This window comes from Vagococcus carniphilus (assembly GCF_014397115.1).
Taxonomy (GTDB): Bacteria; Bacillota; Bacilli; order Lactobacillales; family Vagococcaceae; genus Vagococcus; species Vagococcus carniphilus.
On the sequence record NZ_CP060720.1, the window covers coordinates 1988265 to 2005151 of the forward strand.

Below are 16887 nucleotides of genomic sequence, written 5' to 3' on the forward strand. Positions count from 1 at the left end.
TTCTATATTGTAACATCTTTCTACAAAAACTTACTAATGATATAGCTAGAATTATAAAATAAAAAGAGAATTTCTCATAAATCAAGACTAAATAGCAATTTCACCACTGAATTGACTATTATATAAATCTGCATAAAAACCATTTTGTTTCATTAAGTCATTGTGATTACCTGTCTCAATAATTGATCCTTGGTCCATCACGATAATATTATCTGCATCTCTTATAGTTGATAAACGATGTGCTACAACAAAACTTGTTCTATTTTTTAGTAATTCATCCATTGCTTGTTGGATTAAAACTTCCGTTCTTGTATCTACACTTGAAGTCGCTTCATCTAAAATCAAGACTTGTGGATTAGCTAAAAAGGCTCTAGCAATCGTTACTAATTGTCGTTGACCTTGTGAAATATTAGATGCTTCTTCATTTAAAATAGTTTCATATCCTTTAGGTAGTCGCCTAATAAATTCATCCGCATGAGCGGCTCTTGCTGCTTTGTAAACATCTTCTTCTGTTGCTTTTTCACTTCCATATTTAATGTTATCAAAAATGGTTCCAGTAAAAAGCCAAGTTTCTTGAAGAACCATTGAAAAATCAGCTCGAAGCTCTTCTCTTTCTAAGTTTCTAATGTCTTTATTTCGGTAAAGAATATGCCCACCAGTTACATCATAGAAACGTTCTAATAAATTGATTAACGTTGTCTTTCCTGCTCCCGTCGGTCCAACAATTGCAACTTTTTGACCTTTCTCAACTTCTAAATTAAAATTATTCATCAAAATTGAGTCTGGTGAATAGCCAAATTGAACACCTTGAAAAGAAACTTCTGAATCAGAGGAAATATCTGCTGAAACTATGACCTGTTCATCCGTCATTTCATTTTCATCAATTACTTCAAACACTCTTTCTGCAGAAGCAATTGTCGCTTGTATTGTATTTATCAAATTAGCCATTTGCCCTAATGGTTGTGCAAATTGATTTGTATACTGCATAAAGGCTTGTACATTACCAATTGTAATTTGACCATTCGCTACTTGAATTCCTCCAATTACAGCAACAAATACATAACTGATATTTTTAATAAAATTCATCATTGGCATAATCATTGCTGAAATAAATTGCGCTTTCCAGCCAGATTGATATAATTTTTCATTTTGTTCTTCAAACATTCTGATGTTCTCATCTTCATGATTAAAACTTTTAACAATTGTATGAGCCCCGTAAGTTTCTTCAATCTGATTGTTTAAAAGACCTAATGTTTTTTGTTGATTCGCAAAAAAACGTTGTGATTTTGGCGCTATAATCATTGTCACTACTAGACTAAGTGGAACAGTAATAAATGCCACTAATGTCAATTTCCAACTAATACTTAACATCATGATTAAAACCCCAAAAAACATCACTATACTGGTAACCAATTGTGTCAAACTTTGTTGAAGAGTACTCGAAATATTATCCATATCATTAATAGCTCTAGACATGATATCTCCATTTGTATGAGTATCATAATACGAAATAGGCACTCGACTCATTTTTTCTTTTAACTCTTTTCTTAGTTGATAAACAGTATTTTGAGAAATTCGTGTCATTATAAACTGCTGAATTAAACTAAACAAAGCAGATGCCAAATACATCCCTAAAACAACTAAAATAATGCTCCAAATTTTATCAAAATTAATTGGAATTTTGTCTACTTTACTTCCAGCTAAAACCTGTTCCTTAGCAACCATCAATCCTTTAAAAATTTCAGTTGTTGCCTCACCTAATATTTTAGGTGTTCTAATTTGAAAAACAGTTGAGATAATCGCTAAGATAAAAACCAAAATAATCAAGTAAACTTTTTTCGATATATAACGCATTAACCGTTTAGTTGTCTTCAAAAAGTTTTTAGGTTTATCTACCTTGCCTTTTGTACTATGTCCTCCACGATTCATTGGTCCACTCATGCGATTTCCTCCTCTCTTAATTGTGACTGAATAATTTCTTGATACGTTTGATTCGTTTTCTTGAGTTCGTTATGAGTTCCATTTCCTACCATAACTCCATCATCTAAAACTAAAATTGTATCAGCATCAACAACCGTACTAATTCTTTGGGCCACAATAATAATAATAGCTTCTGTAATAGATTCCTTTAATGCTCTTCTTAACGCTGCATCTGTTTTAAAATCTAAGGCTGAAAAAGAATCATCAAAAATGTAAATATCAGCTTGTTTGGCTAATGCCCTAGCAATACTTAATCTCTGACGTTGACCACCAGAAAAGTTAGAACCACCTTGTTCTACCTTTGTCTCTAAGCCATCAGGTAGTTTTTCAACAAATTCTTTAGCTTGAGAAATCTCTAATGCTTTCCAAATCTCCTCATCAGTCACTGATTCATTGCCATATTGCATATTCGATCTAATAGTTCCAGTAAACAATAAAGCTTTTTGTGGAACAAAACCGATATGATCTCTTAATGAAACCTGATTAACTTTCTTTATATCTATTCCGTTCACTAAAATTTTTCCAGCCTCCACATCGTAAAACCTTGGAATCATATTAATTAGAGTTGATTTTCCTGAGCCCGTTCCACCAATAATTGCAATGGTTTCTCCTGACTTAGCCTGAAAATCAACTTCAGATATAGCTGATTTTTCAGCCCCCATATACCTAAATGAGACATCTTCAAACGCTAATGATTTTTCTTCTTTGAAGTTTTCAGTTTCTTTTACATCTTTAATACTATTTTCCATATCTAATACTTCATTAATTCTAACTGCTGAAGCTTGTGCTCTTGGAACAAAAATAAAAATCATTGTCATCATAATAAAACTCATCAAAATTTGCATAGCATATGTCATAAAAGCCATCATATTCCCAACTTCAAGAGTTCCTTCTGCTATGTTATGTCCTCCAAACCAAACAATTGAAACATTGGTAATACTAATGATAAACGTAATTGTCGGTAGTAAAAAACTCATTAACAGATTTACTTTAATGGCAGTTTGAGTGTAATCTCTATTGGCCGTGTCAAACCGTTTTTCTTCAAAACCAGTTTGATTAAATGCTCTAATAACTCGAACACCTGTCAACCCTTCACGAAAAACAAGATTTAATTTATCTGTTTTTTCTTGTAAACTTTTAAATAGAGGTGTCGCAAAATACATAATTGTTCCAACTACTACTAATAATGCTGGAATAATATAAATAAATATTTTTGTTAAGTTAGGATCTCTTGTGTAAGCAAGTATACTAGCTCCAATTAGTGTGATAGGAGCATTAATCATTAATCTTAAAAACATTTGCGTCACCATCTGAACTTGATTAACATCATTTGTTGTTCTTGTAATCAAAGAAGCCGTTCCAATTTTTTCAAATTCGGAATTGGAAGAATACTCAACTTTAGAATATATTTCTGAACGAACCTTTCTTCCTAATTTTTGAGCTTCTCTTGTAGCAATCAACGTATTAAAGACAGATGCAGTAATTCCTATTAAGGAAACACCGACCATTATCATCCCAATGCGAATAATATAATTAGTGTCCCCTTGTGTGACTCCTTTATCAATAATATTTGAGGTTAATGTTGGTAAAAAAAGATCACTAACAATTTGAATAACCATAAATAAAACTGCCCCTATAACAGCTAAAGGTGACAGTCGTTTAATCATTTTTAACATATTTTCACTCCATCCTTACTGCTTTGAAACACCATGTTCTAACCAGTTTATCTTCATATTAAACTCACTGACTAAATCATCTAAAATAAAATCCTCCTTACTACATTTCATTCGGTAACCTTCATTGATTGTATTTAAAACCATGAACCAAAGTTGTCGAAAAAGAATACTAATTTCTTTTTCCGTTTCGATTTTCAATTTTTCTTTATCAATAGTTGACATGATCTTTTTGAACGTAATAATAGAATCTTTTCGATGATTTCTCATATGAGTTAAGTGAGCTTCCTTTTCTTCCTCGTTCATCTCATTTGACATAAATTTAACTGAACTTTTATGATTCATATGTAAGAAAATATTTCTTAAAAATAAAGAATCTTCTCCTTCAAAAACTTCCTTAGCAAACAATGGGAAGAAACGATGAAATGTTTTAAAAATATCACCTTCTTCTTCCTTTAAACAATTCAAAAAGTGTTCCTCTGGATTTTTTCTTACAAAATCAAACAGGTAATAAAATAAATCCTCTTTACCAGTAAAATACTGGTAAAAGCTCCCTCTTGGAATTTCAGCATTTTTAATGATATTCGCAATAGAAGCTTCATGAATTGGAACTTCAGAAAATTCTTTTTTGGCTGCTCTTATAATTTTTTCTTGCTTCTCTTCCTCTAATCTAAAAAATGTAGCTGTTGGCATAAACTCTCTCCTACTTTATGACATGGTGTCATTGTAAATGACATCGTGTCATACGTCAATTAAAAAAATTTAATAATCAAAAAAGTATCTATTTTAAAGTAAGTCATTTATACTGACAAGTGATATTGATAAGCTAAGGGAGCTGATTTAATGAACCAAAATATATATGATATTACCATCATTGGTGGAGGACCAGCTGGATTATTTGCTGGTTTTTATGCAGGCATGAGAAATGCTAAAACGAAGATAATTGATGTTTTACCAGATTTAGGCGGACAATTAGCACTACTCTATCCTGAAAAACTCATCTATGATGTAGCAGGTTTTCCATCTGTTAAAGCTCAAGATTTAGTTGATTCTTTAATCAAGCAGATTGAACCTTTCAAACATTCTGTTTGTTTAGAAGAAGAAGTTTTATCATTTGAAAAGAAAGAAGACTATTTTGTTTTAACCACAAATAAAGAAACTCATTATTCCAAATCAATTATTATTGCAGCTGGGAATGGCTCTTTCCAACCTCGACGACTGAATTTAGAGGGGCATGAGGAACTTGAAAATAAACAACTACATTATTACATAAAAGATATGAATCTTTTTTCAAATAAAGATGTTACCCTTTTAGGAGGAGGAGATTCCGCGGTAGACTGGGCATTGATGTTAGAAGATATCGCTTCTTCTGTGACTCTTATCCACCGTAGACCACAATTTAGAGCTCATGAACATAGTGTTGAAAAACTAATGGCTTCTTCTGTCATAGTAAAAACACCATTTGTTTTAGACGCTCTGAATCAAGAGAATAATCAATTAAAATCACTAACTATTCGAAATCCAAAGGAGGATATTGAAGAAATTATCCCTACTGATAATTTAATTGTTAATTATGGTTTTTCATCATCTTTAGGTCCCATCAAAAAATGGCCTCTTGACTTTAAAGGATCTTCTATTTTGGCTAAATCTAATACCGAGACTTCAATTCCTGGTGTTTTTGCTGTTGGAGATATTAGTACCTATGAAGGCAAAGTTAAATTAATTGCAACTGGATTTGGTGAAGCTCCTACGGCAGTGAATAATGCTATCCACTTTATCAACCCTAATGAGAGACTTCAACCAATGCATAGCACTAGCCTTTACGAATAAATGAACACAACTTGTACTAACCGATTAAATTTTGTATAATTATTAACATTAAGAAGGTGAAAATATGATAGTAAAAAAAGAAACACTTAGAGAAAGTGCTAAGAACTTATTAAATCAACGAGGAATAACACTTGATGATATGGCTGATTTAGTCTATTTTCTACAAAGTAGTTATGTAGAAGATTTAACTCTAGATACATGCCGTGAAAATATCGAAGCTGTTTTAGAAAAAAGAGAAGTTCAAAATGCTATTGTTACAGGAATTCAATTAGATATTTTAGCTGAAGAAGGAAAACTTCTTCAACCTCTTCAAGAAATTCTTGAAACAGATGAGAGTCTATACGGAATTGATGAAATTATGGCTTTATCGATTGTTAATGTTTATGGCTCTATTGGTTTTACAAACTATGGCTACATTGATAAAGTAAAACCTGGAATTTTAGCTAAACTAAATTCCCATGAAGAAGGAAAAGTTCATACATTTTTAGATGACATCGTTGGAGCTATCGCTGCAGCTGCTGCAAGCCGATTAGCTCACTCTAAACCAAACTAAAAGAGAGAACCCTTTAAGGATTCTCTCTTTTTTTTGTTGTCTTCAATTGTCTTTTACCAAAGTAAATAAGTAAACTAATAAATAAAACAAAAAGGATAAAAAACAAAATGAAACAATGCATAAAATAATCTTGTGGTAAAACTAAGATAACCGGGTCAGTCATTGGATTGAATACCCATGCATCATTATTAAAAAATATCTCATGAAATTTAACAAAAAAAGTATCAAAAGCTAATGCCATAAAAATGATTAACGCTACTAGAGCTACTAATAAATATGAAAATGGTCGAACTAATAACCATAAAGTTGAATGTTTTATTTTATTTTTTAATAAAATAAAACTTGGTACTATAGTCAACCCAAAAACGAGATAGTTAATTTGAAATAAACGTTTGACTTCAAAAAAATGAAGTGCACCACTTTCTGAAACTGGAAAATCAGTCATCTTTAAAGGATTAACCCAAAAAAAGTTTAAATATCTCATTAATTGATCGTAATTTTTGACTAATTCATGTTTTGATAAATCAACATAATCAAGAATATCTAGCATTTTAATATCAACTAAATATAACCACTTAGCATTTATCGTTAAGGTAATCGCTAATGTAAGAAAAAATAAAATAAGTAATAATACTTCTCCGTACCCTTTTAAGCGTATCATGACTAAAATGACCAATCATCTAAAGAATCGACAACATACGTTGGAGCAACAGGTAATTCAGCTACATCTTCTTTTTTAGTGAATCCTGTTAAAACAAGTAATGTATCAATGCCATTATTAATCCCTGCTTTAATATCAGTTTCATAGTTATCGCCTACCATCACAACATCTTTTTTAGTTAGATTAAGTTTATCTAACGCTTTATCCATAATGATGCCTTCAGGTTTGCCAATAATAACTGCTTTTGATTGAGTCGAAGTTTCTAGTAGAGCAATTAAGCTACCTGCGCCTGGTAATAAGCCTCTATGAGTAGGGATATTTTTATCTGGATTAGTTCCAATAAAATGAGCTCCATTCTGAATAGCCAATGTTGCTACAATTAATTTTTCATAAGTAATTTCAGAGTCTAATCCTACAACAACATAGTCAGGTTTTTCTTCATCTAACTTGAAACCAGCATCTTTAATGCCATCTTTTAGACCTGACTCTCCCACAACATATACTTTATCCCCTAAGGCCTTATCCTTCATGTAATCTATTGTAGCTAATGTCGCAGTATATACGGTTTCTTTTGATACATGAATATCGAAATGATTGGCTAATTTTTCTTGGACTGCTGCAGGTGTTTTCGTTGTGTTATTTGTTACAAATAAAAAGGGGGTTTTCCTCTCTTGCAATGATTCTACAAATCTTTTACCTGCTTCTATAGGTGTATCACCTAAGTAAATAGTACCATCTAAATCTATTAAATAACCTTTATACGTCATAATTAACCTCTTATTCTGCTTCTTTTTTTCTTATCGTAAATTGATGCTTAGAAGGTGTTGCTTCCTTCGCTTTTTTCGGAGCTTGTTGTTGATTATTATTTTTCCCTTTAAATTTCGGTTTTTTATTTTTCTTATTAGGATTGAATTTTTTTTCATCCGTATAAGCTTTATTTTTAGGTTTGTTATTTTTCTTATTTGGACCTTGACTTGTTCGTCCACGACGTTTAAATTCACCAGTTTGTTGAATGACAAAATAAGCACAGCCGAAATTACAATATTCATATAAATAATCTTCTAAAGTGCTGATTTTAGCATCTAATGGTGCTCCTTTAAAATCATCCATAAAAAAGCCCTTCAAACGAAGTTGATCATATCCCCAATCTCCTACAATATAATCATATTTTTCAAGAACACTGTTATATCTTTTAATTAATGTTTCATAATCAAATCCATCTCGATAATTTTTTACTAATTTATAAGTACCATTAGCTAAAGGAAAGCTTTCAGGATTATAATTAGCAAGCATCTCTTGTAGGACCTCATCTACTTCTTCTTCAATTTCGATGACTTCTTCTGTTGTAGATGTCTCTTTTATTTCTTCAGTCATGTTTACACCTCTATTTTTTCACTGAACTTTTGTTTAATGTAGTCTCCTAGAATCGTTCTTAAAAAGTCAGAACTCAATATTTCAATTTCTCCAGCTATTTCGATTGTTGGGAAAAAAGGTAAGAAAGATAAATGGTCGACTGTAATCAACTCATAAACCTTTTCATCTAAAATCTCTTGATTCAGCCATTTTACTTCTTGTGTTTTTTTACAATAAGTAAGACCATCATAACACATTTGACCAAAATATTTCCCTCTAAATTTCATACCAACTATTTCAAATTTAAATAAAAAATCTCTTGAACGTTCAATTTCAAAAACTAATCGTTTCACATCTCTACCCTTTAATTTAACTTTAATTAAGTTCATAGGATGGGGCAAACATTCGTGTAAGTCTTTCTTTGTCACTACCCCTTCTTTTAAATCGGTTAAAATAATTCCTGTATTTAATAAAGAGACTTCCTTGCCGCCATAATCCTTCATTGCTTCTAGAGTTAAATCCATTAAAGTATGTTTTTTAGTTAACGTCTCCGGCAAATAGCCAAGTGTTTGATCCTTTAATAAATTTTCACCTTTCATCTGGTAATTGGTTATTTCAATCATATCTATTGTTTTTTCTTTAAATGAAGCTGTTTCATAAACTGTTGATTTTTTAGAAACAACATGATGATTTTCAATAATTAATTCTACTTCTCCAACATACAGGCCAAATCTTCCCGCTGCTGAAAGAAGCACATCATTACATACCTTTCCTTCACTAAATAAGTGATGCGTGTGTGATTCAACAATCACATCAATTTCAGGATATGTTTTGGCCAAAAATTTATCATCTGGTAATCCCAAATGTGAAAGTAACACAATAACATCTGCTTCTTTTTTTATTTCAGGTAACCACTCATTTAGCGCCGTAACACTATCCAATACTTCCCATCCAAACGAATGATAGGATAATTCAATCGGTGCTGTTAATCCGATTACTGCAATTTTTGTCCCTTGTTTTGTTTGTGTTATTTGATAGGGTTTAGCCCATGAAGGAATAGCCATCGTTTCTTTATCTAACAAGTTAGAAAGAACAACTTGAAAATTTCCATCATCATATAACCTATTTAATTGAAATTTACTATTAGTAATGCCTTCATTATTACCAATAGTGACATAATCATAAGGAAGTTGATTCATGATTTCGACATTAGCTAGTCCGTTGGTTGCATCTGTTAACGGATGATATCGGTCCATAAAATCTCCTAAATCAACTAGCAGATAGTCTTCTTTTTTCTTTTCATATCGGCTCATTTTTTCAGTCACAAAACGTCTAATTTTGGGCCAATTCTCAAAATGAGAATGCAAATCATTGGTGTGTAATAAATGGATAACTTCCTTCATTAATAAAACTTACCTTTCGCTATAACTTTATTGTTTAATACTACCACAATTTTGATAAATCGGATATTATAGTGTTATAAAAGGAAGTGAGATAAATGTATTTAGAATATGGTCCTATCAAAATATGGTTAGAGGCTGACGAGATTGGTATAACCAATATTACTTTTGTAAAAGAAAAACCAAAAAACATCCCATTAACACCTTTGATGGAACAGCATTTAAACTTAGCCAAAAAAGAACTGATGGCTTATTTTAGTGGAAATTTAATTTCTTTTAATGTTCCTTTACATTTTACTTGTGGGACGGACTTTCAACAAAATGTTTGGCAGGAACTTCAAAAAATTCCTTATGGCCAATTCAGAAATTATCAAGATGTTGCAATTGCCGTTAATTCTCCTAAAGCGCAACGTGCCGTTGGACAAGCAAATCGAAGAAATCCAATTCCTATTATCGTACCTTGCCACCGAGTTATTGGAAAAAATGGCGCTTTAACCGGATATTCAGGTAGTGGGGAAGAAGGTTTAGTCATCAAGAAATTTTTATTAAATTTAGAACAACTAAAAAAGATTGGTGATTAAACAAGTTGGTTTAATCATCAATCTTTTTTTATGCTGTATAAGCTGTTTTCATATCTTTAAAGAAGCTTTTTGGCATATTTAAGCCGTTTAAAATATAATTTTCAAAGCCACCATATTCTTGATCCATCAAACTAAATGAGCGCTCTAAATAACGTTGGTCAACATTCATCATAATTAAAACTTCTTTTAATTGCGCATCTGTTAAACCTTGTTTTTTTAATTGGTCAACAATTTGTTGATTAGCATCTCTTCTCATTTCGTTAGTTCTTAAATAATCTTCATAAATAAACTCTTTTGAAACACCTAGACTACCTAAAATCAAAGCTGCTGCTAATCCTGTTCTGTCTTTTCCAGCAAAGCAATGAAATAGAATCGGTTTGTCAGGTTGTGAGACAATCATCTCTAAAAATTGTTGGTAGCCTTTTTTAGCTCCTTCAGTCAAAATTAAATTTTCATATAATTCTAACATTCCATTGTCTGCAGAGGCCGATCCAGCTAAAAGTTCTTCAAAGCTCGCTCCTTGGCCTTTAACATCTCTTAATATATCAATATTGACATAATCAACACCTGAAATAGTATCATCTGGACGTTCAGTTGTTTCTTTTTTTCCTCGTAAATCAACAATTGTTTGTAAACGATATTCATTTAATAAACGTTCTACAACGCTATTTTCAACATTAACTACTTCTCCACTTCTTAAAAAGAAACCAGACTTTACCTTCTTTCCTTCGGCTGTAGGTATATTTCCAATATCTCTAAAATTGACTAATAATTTCATCAGCGTATCCCCTCTCAATAAATCTATTTTAAACATTCATGTAAAAATACAAATTTTTTTCATTATACCACAAAAATTTACACTTAGCTTTTTAAAGGCTATTCTTAAGAACATCTTTAAGAAATAAACTCTTTCTTAAATAAGCTGATAATAGTACCAACAACAAAAATTAAACTAACCAATATAATAATTGTCTTCATATCTCCTTTAAATAATGAATTTCCTCCAAAAGCGTACAAAATGGAAGTTGGTATGATACCTAAAGAAATAATTTGAATTTGTTTAGCACGATTAAACTTAAGAACTCCAATGACATAATTAACAACAAACGACGGTATAACAGGTATCATATAACAAAATGACAACATAACGTCAGGATGCTTTTGTTTTAAAATTTGTTTTTTCAATTTTTCTGAAAGCTCTTGTCCTTTTTCAAAAGAAAAACGCTTTAAAAAAGAAATAGAAAGCATATTCCCAAACACATTAGCCGTGATATTTAAAATAGCTCCCACAAGTGGACCAAAAACAACTCCTGTTAATACCCCTATAATAGAAGTCGGCAGACCAGGTATAGCACATAGAACAGCTGTTAAAACAAATAATAAACAGGCTGTTAAAAACCCATGTGATCTAACTTGATTTTTTAACAATTCTGTCGATGTATTAGGATTAAAAAATAGTTTAATGTCTACAGAAAAATGAAGTACGATAATTAAAAGTAAACCCATAACCAATAAAATTAATGCAGCCATCCCTACATACTTTCTTAAATTACTTTTAGTATTCATTATTTTACTCCTATAAAAATAGAGGATGACTAGTGGACAGTCAACCTCTAAAATTGTTTAATGCTTTATTAAAAATTAGATAAACACATTTTTATGAACTTCTAATTTTTTAACCTTTCTTAATCCTAAGAAATAAGATAAAAGGCCTACTAATAATACTAACACACTCGGTACAACAATACTTGGTACCAATGATTGACCTGTTCCTGTTAAGAAGCCAAGAACCTTAATCATTAAACTCAACATCCCTTTAGACCAATATGGAATACTTAATAGCACTCCTACAACTAAGGCAAATAAAACGAATAGAATAATCAATAAATTTCTACGTTTTATCGCGTAAGTTAGCACTAGAACTAAATCTGCTAATAAAAGAACTCCAAAAATGACTAATGTCATAAATAAAATTGAAATAACATACTGTAATCCCACATTTGAAGTCAGCTGATTCGCATAGACTACTCGAACACTATCGTCTGGTTCGATAAATGAGAAGAATGGTATTTTAGTTACTAAAAAATTATGAGCTTCTATTAAAAGACTTGAAAGTAAGCTAACAATTAATTGAACGATAACTGTTCGATTAAAAATTGTTTTTCTATTAAATGAATGGTAACTATATAAAGTTATATTAGTTAGAAAACTCACCCAAGCTATAACAATTAGAAATATCATAAACAAATAACTTATTCCGTCAAAAGATCTTTCTAAAGTAGTATAGTTTTCAATACCAACAGCTGCTCCTAAGAAAAACACATAAAAAATCATAAATAATCCTATGTACTTCAGTTGTTGAATTAATTGAGTTCGAATAATTGCACTCTTATTCATTTCTATTCTCCCTCTCTTTCACCATAAACATCACGTGTCAGTTGAATAAATAATTCCTGTAAGTTTAATGGTTTTAATTCTAGATTTTCATTAAGTTCCATCTCTGTTTCATCAAGTTGTACGTAAGCTTTAATCTTACCTTTACGGTATTCTTGACCTAGAATAGTCTTTTGTTGAAGAAACTCTCTGACATCACGTTCATCCCCTTTAACGGAGTATGCTCGGTTAACAAGAGCTTCAACTTCATCATCAATTAAAACCTGACCGTCTTCTAAAATAACAACTCTTTCAATTAACTCTTCAATTTCATCAATTGCATGAGTTGACAGTATAATCGTTTTAGGATAACGTTCATAACTTGCTAACATGTCATGATATAAAGCATTTCTATGATAAGCATCTAATGAAAATGCTGGCTCATCTAGTAGCAAGTAATCCACGTCATTACTAAAGGCTAAACAACTTCTAAAAAGTGTTTTTTTCTTTAGTGGTAACTTATTAAAAAATTCATTTTCATTTAAATGATATTTTTCTAATAGAGAAGAACAAATATCCATTTGGAAATTAGGGTAAAATAACCCCATCCATTTAACAATTTGTTTTAATTTTGCTCTCTTTGGGTAAATATTATCGTGAGTTTGAAAATAAACATTTTTTAAAACATCAGAATGTTCCTCAATATCTAATTCATCCACTTCAATATATCCTTCGGTTGGAAACCTTAAGTGTGCGATTAAACGCATCAACGTTGTTTTACCAGAATCATTTTGTCCTAGTAAACCATATATCGTTTTTTCTTTAAATGCTAAATCAATATCATTTAACACTAGAAGATTATCTGCCGTTTTTGACATTCCCCTAATTTCTATTGCCATAATTTTATTTTCCTTTCTTACCTATCATTCCCAATGATAGCAAACTACTAACCTATGATATTATACAAATGTTACGACCACATATCAAACCTTTAACATTTGGCAACAAAACAGAAACAAAATAAGGTTAAATGAAAAATAAGTGGTTATAATGATTATTTCATTTTCTTTTTTATAAAATATTTTTTATAAAAAAAGAGATCAACCACTCTAGCGATCAATCTCTAAAAAAATATATACTAATTTGCTCCGATTTGGCCTTCAACATACTCAACCTTGATTCCTTTTGCCAATCGTTTTAGCTCTAATTCATTTTTATCTGTTAATTTATTTTTAGAGAACATCGTAACAGAAAAAATAATATCACCAGTTCTTGCTTTATACATAAGAGCTTTTTTGTCTTTGGAATATTGAAGAGCTTCTTCCATAACACCAAGATACTGCACAGGGTCTTCTACATCCCATTTAACGCCTTTTAATTCATACCCATTAATATCCCCATAAATCTTCTGTAGACTATCAGCAGCATTAATTTGAATACTTGTCTTGTTATCTGATTTATTTTGAAAAGTTCCCCATAACTCACTTTGAGTAAACTTCCCATCAGACATCTTGTCGTAAGGTGCATTATTAAAACTTATTTTAGATTTTCCAACTAAAATATTATTGATAATATCGCTTCTTTTTTTCCCTTCATCCTTAATAACCATACCTTTTTCAGAACTATTAGTTACTTCTTGTTTTTTTTCTTTCTTCCCACATCCTACTAAAACCAAAAGAGGTATTAATAATAGCAGAACCCATTTTTTCTTCATTCTATCACCTAATATTTCAATGTCTTTTCACCTAGTATACTATAAAATTATCTTTAATAAAGTGTTTTCACCATTTTTTAGGACTCCAAAGACTACCATCCAATTCTTCTTTTGCTTGATGTATTCGTTTATATTGTTCAGTGACTACTTTTTTTAACTCTTGAAAAAAAGCTTTTTCTTGGTAGGAATTAGCTGTCTCTTCTAATTTATCAATTTTTTCTATTAACCAATCTTTTTCTATGGCTCATCACTCCTCATCTCATCTATCAAAAGGCGCAGATCTTCTATTTCTTCTCTATTATTTTCTATTATTGATATAATTTGTTCTAAATTCTCTTGCTTAGTATCCTCATAAGTTTTTGAAATAGATTTACCTCTACTAACAAACCAATTTTCTTTTGTCTCAAAATTAACATTGTTTTTTTTAGTCAAATATTGTTGATATTCTATAAGTAATCTCTTTTTTTCTATTTCAGTCATATATGAAAACAGTGAAATTGAAAAGATTGGTAGAAATATCATTTGACATTTATTCGCTAGAGCTTCAAATGGTCTGAATATTTCTGATAATGTAAAATTTTCTGGTTTACCAGAAGCAAAGTTTGCTTCATCAACACCTAAACTTACAACTAACCCTAATTCTTTATGTCTCAGTTCTGTTTTAGAAAAAGTATAATCTATCACTTCATCAATCCACTTTTTTAAAATAAAAGGAGCACTATACCAATACATTGGAAATTGAAAGATAATTCGGTCAAATTTCTTTAATTTATTTTGTTCCTCTTTTATGTCGAACTGACCCTCTATTAAATAATGTATCTCCACCTCTTCTAAAGATTGACTGCTTTCCAAAAGAAATTGTTGTAATTGAGAATCTGCAACTTCTGGATGGGCAATTATGACCAAAGTTTTTTTCACATTATTCACTCCATTCTGATACATCATAACAATATTTTTAAAAAAATTACAAAGTTAAGCACTAAAAAAAGCAATCATTCTCTTCTTTCTAGAAAATGATTGCTTATGCTTTATCTAAAAACTTGGGCTTCTGGATTAGTCATAAAACGTTTAATAAAAGATTCATCTAAAATAGGACTATCTCCAAAGGTTGTATGTGCTAGATCAGCTGCACAAGTAGCAAAATCAACAGTCTCTTGAAGCGACCAACCTCTTAAGTATCCTAATATAATACCAGAAGCATACGCATCTCCTGTTCCAATACGATCAAAAACTGTAATCGAATGGATTGGACTTACAACACGTTCGCCATTATTAGTTACCAACCAACCTGATAAACCTTGATTTTCTGTACGTGTTGTCCCTGTGAACCATTCAATCTCTTTAAAATCAGTTAATAATTTTTCAATCAATGCTTCTTCTGTCATGGAATCAGTTTGATAAAAATGTGCTAAATCTCTAGGACTACCAAAAACAAGGTGAGAACGTTCCAAAATATAAAGATAATCAGAAAATAATTGTTCATGGTCAACACGTGTATTTAAACTTGGACGGTAATTAAAATCAAAAATAATTTTCTTTCCTTTTTCAAAAGCAAGTTCAACAGCTCTTAAAATAAGTTGACGAGAAACCAGAGAGGTACTTAAAGCAATTCCACAAATGTGAATGATATCATGACTCTCAACAGCAGCTTCTATTTTATTATCAGGAATAACTTCAGAACAAAACGAACTAGCTTCTCGGTTTAAATATGTTACTTGGGATGGTCTATTACCAAAGCCTAACTCCAAAAAATAAGTGCCAATGTGATTACCTTGATGACAAACCCATTCTGTATCCACTCCTAATTTTCGAGTGAAAACAGTCGCTGCTTTTCCAACTGAATTGTCTGGCAGTCCTGTTAAAAGACTTGTTTTAACATTATTTCGAGACAAACCACTCAAAATGTTTAATCCTGTTCCTGAAAAGGATAAATCTAGTGTATCTGTTTGTTCAATCATTTTATGAGATGGTGGTGTCAAGCGCATCATAACTTCTCCAATAGCTAGTACCTTCATTCTAATCCCTACTTATCTAAAATTTTCTTAACTGTATTATACAATACTTTAACATCATCAGCTCTTGTATCTCCTGATTCTGAATCAATAATTGAACTATAAATATGAGGTATGATTTTCTTAACTCCAGCGTCAACTGCAATTTGGACGATTTCTTCAAAGTTCTCTAAATCAATTCCCCCAGTTGGTTCTAGTGCAAAATCATGCTCAGCACATTTTTTAGCTACTTCACGGTACTCTTCAATATGCTCTAATCCATTCATTGAAAAGAATTTAATAGAAGAACCTCCCATATCTTTTAACATATTGATTGCAGTATCAATCGAAACTTCTCCTGATTCACCTTGAGAACTTAAGGGACCCGTTGCAATATTAACAACTCCGACTTTCCCAGTTGGAGAAATCAAACCATTAACAAACGTTTCATCTTGTTTTAATGTTGATCGGCTTCCACCTACACCCGTAAAAACTTGATTCACATGTTGTGGTTGTAATACCTCAGATAAACGAATGACCATATCACTTTGATTAGGGTCTCCTGCTCCTAATCCTACAGAAAGTGCATTATCTGTTGCTTGTTGATACTTTTTCATATCCTCAATTGCTGCTTCATCACTATCATAATTTTTAGATAAGACACCTAAAACAATATGCTTTTCAGCTGCTTCATAACATGCCACTGCATTTTCTACTGAGTTAGCAAGGACATTTAAACAAATTCTATCTTGATAAAAATTGGGTGTTTTTTTCATGG

At 31.1% G+C, this 16887-nt stretch carries 18 protein-coding genes; 3 read left to right on the plus strand and 15 right to left on the minus strand.

Going from position 1 to position 16887, the window contains the following annotated elements; genetic code table 11:
* Positions 1–87 precede the first annotated feature (87 nt).
* The 3 genes from H9L18_RS09815 to H9L18_RS09825 are packed head-to-tail and all read right to left on the minus strand — an operon-like array spanning position 88 to position 4346.
* Positions 88–1941, minus strand: coding sequence for an ABC transporter ATP-binding protein (locus H9L18_RS09815; protein ID WP_126795295.1), 1854 nt, complete (start codon positions 1939–1941; stop codon positions 88–90).
* On the minus strand, positions 1938–3656 hold the full coding sequence (locus H9L18_RS09820; RefSeq protein ID WP_126795293.1) for an ABC transporter ATP-binding protein: 1719 nt from the start codon (positions 3654–3656) through the stop codon (positions 1938–1940). The genes H9L18_RS09815 and H9L18_RS09820 overlap by 4 nt, the downstream gene beginning before the upstream one ends.
* A gap of 15 nt (positions 3657–3671) precedes the next feature.
* Positions 3672–4346, minus strand: a complete 675-nt coding sequence (locus tag H9L18_RS09825; protein ID WP_126795291.1) for a TetR/AcrR family transcriptional regulator — start codon at positions 4344–4346, stop codon at positions 3672–3674.
* Between the two features lie 150 nt (positions 4347–4496).
* Between H9L18_RS09825 and H9L18_RS09830 the strand changes: the two genes are divergently transcribed.
* Positions 4497–5483, plus strand: coding sequence for an NAD(P)/FAD-dependent oxidoreductase (locus H9L18_RS09830; protein WP_126795289.1), 987 nt, complete (start codon positions 4497–4499; stop codon positions 5481–5483).
* A gap of 64 nt (positions 5484–5547) precedes the next feature.
* Positions 5548–6036 (plus strand): phosphatidylglycerophosphatase A family protein, encoded by a 489-nt coding sequence (locus H9L18_RS09835; RefSeq protein ID WP_126795287.1) that lies wholly within the window; start codon positions 5548–5550, stop codon positions 6034–6036.
* Positions 6037–6049: 13 nt separating this feature from the next.
* Here H9L18_RS09835 and H9L18_RS09840 read toward each other — a convergent pair whose 3' ends face one another.
* From H9L18_RS09840 to H9L18_RS09855, 4 genes are read right to left on the minus strand one after another with little or no spacing between them, the layout of a single operon-like run.
* A complete protein-coding gene (locus H9L18_RS09840) occupies positions 6050–6697 on the minus strand; it encodes a TIGR01906 family membrane protein (protein WP_126795285.1) in 648 nt (215 codons plus the stop codon).
* A 2-nt stretch (positions 6698–6699) separates the two neighbouring features.
* Positions 6700–7464, minus strand: a complete 765-nt coding sequence (locus H9L18_RS09845) for a TIGR01457 family HAD-type hydrolase (RefSeq protein WP_126795283.1) — start codon at positions 7462–7464, stop codon at positions 6700–6702.
* Between the two features lie 10 nt (positions 7465–7474).
* Positions 7475–8071, minus strand: a complete 597-nt coding sequence (locus tag H9L18_RS09850) for a YutD family protein (protein ID WP_126795281.1) — start codon at positions 8069–8071, stop codon at positions 7475–7477.
* Between the two features lie 2 nt (positions 8072–8073).
* Entirely contained in the window at positions 8074–9453 is a 1380-nt protein-coding gene (locus tag H9L18_RS09855; protein WP_126795279.1) for a bifunctional metallophosphatase/5'-nucleotidase, read from the minus strand.
* Positions 9454–9548: 95 nt separating this feature from the next.
* On the opposite strand from H9L18_RS09855, the gene H9L18_RS09860 reads away from it, so the two are divergent.
* Positions 9549–10031: a methylated-DNA--[protein]-cysteine S-methyltransferase gene (locus H9L18_RS09860; protein ID WP_126795277.1), complete on the plus strand. Its 483-nt coding sequence runs from the start codon at positions 9549–9551 to the stop codon at positions 10029–10031.
* Between the two features lie 28 nt (positions 10032–10059).
* On the opposite strand, the gene H9L18_RS09865 is transcribed toward H9L18_RS09860, so the two are convergent.
* The 8 genes from H9L18_RS09865 to dagF form a co-directional block, all read right to left on the minus strand.
* Positions 10060–10809: a tyrosine-protein phosphatase gene (locus tag H9L18_RS09865; protein ID WP_185847511.1), complete on the minus strand. Its 750-nt coding sequence runs from the start codon at positions 10807–10809 to the stop codon at positions 10060–10062.
* A 116-nt stretch (positions 10810–10925) separates the two neighbouring features.
* Entirely contained in the window at positions 10926–11597 is a 672-nt protein-coding gene (locus tag H9L18_RS09870; RefSeq protein ID WP_126795273.1) for a TVP38/TMEM64 family protein, read from the minus strand.
* 75 nt (positions 11598–11672) lie between these two features.
* Positions 11673–12428, minus strand: a complete 756-nt coding sequence (locus H9L18_RS09875; protein ID WP_126795271.1) for a hypothetical protein — start codon at positions 12426–12428, stop codon at positions 11673–11675.
* 2 nt (positions 12429–12430) lie between these two features.
* Positions 12431–13303 (minus strand): ATP-binding cassette domain-containing protein, encoded by an 873-nt coding sequence (locus tag H9L18_RS09880; RefSeq protein ID WP_126795269.1) that lies wholly within the window; start codon positions 13301–13303, stop codon positions 12431–12433.
* 239 nt (positions 13304–13542) lie between these two features.
* Positions 13543–14118, minus strand: a complete 576-nt coding sequence (locus H9L18_RS09885) for a hypothetical protein (protein WP_126795266.1) — start codon at positions 14116–14118, stop codon at positions 13543–13545.
* A gap of 237 nt (positions 14119–14355) precedes the next feature.
* Complete coding sequence (locus H9L18_RS09890; RefSeq protein ID WP_185847510.1) at positions 14356–15036, minus strand: NAD(P)H-dependent oxidoreductase; 681 nt, start codon at positions 15034–15036, stop codon at positions 14356–14358.
* 110 nt (positions 15037–15146) lie between these two features.
* Positions 15147–16133 (minus strand): sugar kinase, encoded by a 987-nt coding sequence (locus H9L18_RS09895; protein ID WP_126795263.1) that lies wholly within the window; start codon positions 16131–16133, stop codon positions 15147–15149.
* 8 nt (positions 16134–16141) lie between these two features.
* Positions 16142–16885 (minus strand): 2-dehydro-3-deoxy-phosphogluconate aldolase, encoded by a 744-nt coding sequence (gene dagF / locus H9L18_RS09900; RefSeq protein WP_126795262.1) that lies wholly within the window; start codon positions 16883–16885, stop codon positions 16142–16144.
* Between the last annotated feature and the right edge of the window lie 2 nt (positions 16886–16887).

Excerpts from the sequence above, each read along its gene's own strand:
- H9L18_RS09840 (WP_126795285.1), bottom strand. The coding sequence starts at position 6,697 with ATGATACGCTTAAAAGGGTACGGAGAAGTATTATTACTTATTTTATTT.
- dagF (WP_126795262.1), bottom strand. The coding sequence starts at position 16,885 with ATGAAAAAAACACCCAATTTTTATCAAGATAGAATTTGTTTAAATGTC.
- H9L18_RS09845 (WP_126795283.1), bottom strand. The coding sequence starts at position 7,464 with ATGACGTATAAAGGTTATTTAATAGATTTAGATGGTACTATTTACTTA.
- H9L18_RS09895 (WP_126795263.1), bottom strand. The coding sequence starts at position 16,133 with ATGAAGGTACTAGCTATTGGAGAAGTTATGATGCGCTTGACACCACCA.
- H9L18_RS09815 (WP_126795295.1), bottom strand. The coding sequence starts at position 1,941 with ATGAGTGGACCAATGAATCGTGGAGGACATAGTACAAAAGGCAAGGTA.
- H9L18_RS09830 (WP_126795289.1), top strand. The coding sequence starts at position 4,497 with ATGAACCAAAATATATATGATATTACCATCATTGGTGGAGGACCAGCT.
- H9L18_RS09855 (WP_126795279.1), bottom strand. The coding sequence starts at position 9,453 with ATGAAGGAAGTTATCCATTTATTACACACCAATGATTTGCATTCTCAT.
- H9L18_RS09860 (WP_126795277.1), top strand. The coding sequence starts at position 9,549 with ATGTATTTAGAATATGGTCCTATCAAAATATGGTTAGAGGCTGACGAG.
- H9L18_RS09820 (WP_126795293.1), bottom strand. The coding sequence starts at position 3,656 with ATGTTAAAAATGATTAAACGACTGTCACCTTTAGCTGTTATAGGGGCA.
- H9L18_RS09880 (WP_126795269.1), bottom strand. The coding sequence starts at position 13,303 with ATGGCAATAGAAATTAGGGGAATGTCAAAAACGGCAGATAATCTTCTA.
- H9L18_RS09875 (WP_126795271.1), bottom strand. The coding sequence starts at position 12,428 with ATGAATAAGAGTGCAATTATTCGAACTCAATTAATTCAACAACTGAAG.
- H9L18_RS09865 (WP_185847511.1), bottom strand. The coding sequence starts at position 10,809 with ATGAAATTATTAGTCAATTTTAGAGATATTGGAAATATACCTACAGCC.
- H9L18_RS09850 (WP_126795281.1), bottom strand. The coding sequence starts at position 8,071 with ATGACTGAAGAAATAAAAGAGACATCTACAACAGAAGAAGTCATCGAA.
- H9L18_RS09870 (WP_126795273.1), bottom strand. The coding sequence starts at position 11,597 with ATGAATACTAAAAGTAATTTAAGAAAGTATGTAGGGATGGCTGCATTA.
- H9L18_RS09885 (WP_126795266.1), bottom strand. The coding sequence starts at position 14,118 with ATGAAGAAAAAATGGGTTCTGCTATTATTAATACCTCTTTTGGTTTTA.
- H9L18_RS09825 (WP_126795291.1), bottom strand. The coding sequence starts at position 4,346 with ATGCCAACAGCTACATTTTTTAGATTAGAGGAAGAGAAGCAAGAAAAA.
- H9L18_RS09835 (WP_126795287.1), top strand. The coding sequence starts at position 5,548 with ATGATAGTAAAAAAAGAAACACTTAGAGAAAGTGCTAAGAACTTATTA.